The 2,368-nt window shown below is 68.4% G+C and carries 2 protein-coding genes; one reads left to right on the forward strand and one right to left on the reverse strand.

Going from position 1 to position 2,368, the window contains the following annotated elements; all coding sequences use genetic code 11:
* Positions 1 to 833: EAL domain-containing protein (locus JYJ84_RS34405; protein ID WP_205190108.1), on the reverse strand; the 833-nt coding region annotated here is incomplete at its 3' end.
* Positions 834 to 1,129: 296 nt separating this feature from the next.
* On the opposite strand from JYJ84_RS34405, the gene JYJ84_RS34410 reads away from it, so the two are divergent.
* Positions 1,130 to 2,368 (forward strand): Na+/H+ antiporter (locus JYJ84_RS34410; RefSeq protein ID WP_205190109.1); only part of this gene is annotated, 1,239 nt, incomplete at its 3' end.

Here is a 2,368-nt window from a genome sequence, read left to right on the forward strand (position 1 = left end):
AAACGCTCGGTCAGCTCGCCGATGCAGCCCGTCGCGGCCGCGCTGTCGGGCAGCCCCGGCGCCGGCCGGCCGAAGTAGTAGCCCTGCACGAAATCCGCCTCGCACGACAGCGCGATCTGCGCCTCGTGCTCGGTCTCGATGCCCTCGACCAGCACCAGCTTGCCGGCCTCGTGCAGCAGCGTCACGAGCCCGTGCAGGATCGCGGTGAGCCCGGTACGGTGCGCCGCGTGCGACAGCATGATCCGGTCGAGCTTCACGATGTCCGGGTTCAGTTGCCAGATCCGCTCGAGGTTCGAATGGCCCGCACCGAAATCGTCGAGTGCGATCAGGAAACCGTGCGTGCGGAATTCGCGCACGGCCTCGGCGAGCCGCTCGACGTCTTCCGCGCGCTGTTCGAGCACTTCGAGCACGATGCGGCGCGGCGGCATGCCGAGCCGCTTCAGGTTCGCGAGCAGCGCGGCCGCCTGGAACGGGTCGGTGAGTACGCCCGGATGGACGTTGAGGAACAGCCACTCGCGCTCGGCGCCGAGCAGCGCGAAGTTCTCGAGATGCAGCGCCTGCGCGAGCCGGTCGAGCTGCAGCAGCTCGCCCTGGCGCGCGGCCTCGCCGAACACGTCGAGCGGCGACACGGCGCGGTCGAGCGCATCGTGTGCACGCAGCAGCGCCTCGTAGCCCACCGCCCGCTGGTGCGACAGGCTGAAAATCGGCTGGAACACGGTCGTGAGCGTCAGGTCGCGGTGCTGCGTCGCCAGACGTTCGAGACCGGAACTCACCTCCCGCTCGAACCGGTACGGCGACGCGGCGGCCGGACGCTCCTGTTGCACGATCGTCATGCCTTCCTCCTGGTATTGCCTTCGAACGCGGCGCCCGACGAAGCGAACGGCGCGTGCAATGTCATGGTTGGACCCTCGGTTGCCCGGTCAGCGCCGGACGGCTGCCCCACATCAAGCAAGCTCCGTGCAAGGCACCGGCAACCCGTGTGCCGCGGTGGTGCGCCGCGCTGCCGCACCACCGCGGCGCATGTCGCGCGCACCATTTCAGTGCGCGCGCACCGGCCGCTCGAACGCATCCGTCACGCCATCACGCTACACTCCGTACGATCGTTTCATTCCCCGTATTCGCCGTATCGATGGAAATCGTCTTCACCGTCCTGATCCTGCTGCTGACCGTCGCGCTGTCCGGCGCCATCACGCGCATCCTGCCGTTCCAACTACCATTGCCGCTGATGCAGATCGCGTTCGGCGCGATGCTCGCGTGGCCGAAGCTGAACCTGCACGTCACGTTCGATCCCGAAATCTTCATGCTGCTGTTCATTCCGCCGCTGCTGTTCGCGGATGGCTGGCGGATTCCGAAGCGCGAGCTGTACCTGCAGCGCCGCGCGATCCTGATGCTCGCCTTCGGGCTCGTGTTCATGACGGTACTCGCAGTGGGCTACTTCGCGCACTGGCTGATACCCGAGTTGCCGCTGCCGATCGCGTTCGCGCTCGCGGCCGTGCTGTCGCCGACCGACGCGGTCGCGCTGTCCGGCATCGCCGGCCGTGGCCGGATCCCGCCGCAGCTGATGCACATCCTCGAAGGCGAGGCGCTGATGAACGACGCATCGGGCCTCGTCGCGCTGAAATTCGCGATCGCGGCCGCGCTGACCGGCATGTTCTCGCTGCGCGACGCGTCGATCACGTTCGTGATCGTCGCCGCGGGCGGGCTCGCGACGGGCGCGATCGTGTCGTGGGCGTTCAGCGCGCTGTCGACGCGCTTCCTGAACGCCGAGCAGGAAGGCGATCCGGCCCCCGGTATCGTGATGACGCTGCTCGTGCCGTTCGCGGCCTACCTGTTCGCCGAGCACCTCGACCTGTCGGGCGTGCTGGCGGCCGTGTCGGCCGGGATGATGATGAACTACACGAGCTTCTCGCGGAAAAGCACCGTCGCGTCGCGCGTGCGCGCCGAAAGCACGTGGGCGATGATCGAGTTCGTGTTCAACGGCATGGTGTTCATCATGCTCGGGCTGCAGCTGCCGCACATCATCGGCCGCACGCTCGTCGACGCGCACCACACGAGCGACGCGCTCGTCGGCCGGATGATCTTCAACGTCTGCGCGATGATGCTCGCGCTGTATGCGATCCGCTTCCTGTGGGTCTGGCTGCTGCGCTGGTTCGCGAGCCGCCGCGCCGCGCGCCAGGGCCTCGCGGGCACGATGGCCGGCGTGCGCACGATCGCGGTGATGACGGTCGGCGGCGTGCGCGGCGCGGTCACGCTCGCCGGTGTGCTGTCGATTCCGGTCGCGCTGTCCGACGGCGTGCCGCTGCCGGGCCGCGACACGGCGATCTTCGTTGCATCGGCCGTGATCCTCGGCTCGCTCGTCGTCGCGGTG

Source organism: Burkholderia sp. LMG 13014, assembly GCF_905232215.1.
Taxonomy (GTDB): domain Bacteria; phylum Pseudomonadota; class Gammaproteobacteria; order Burkholderiales; family Burkholderiaceae; genus Burkholderia.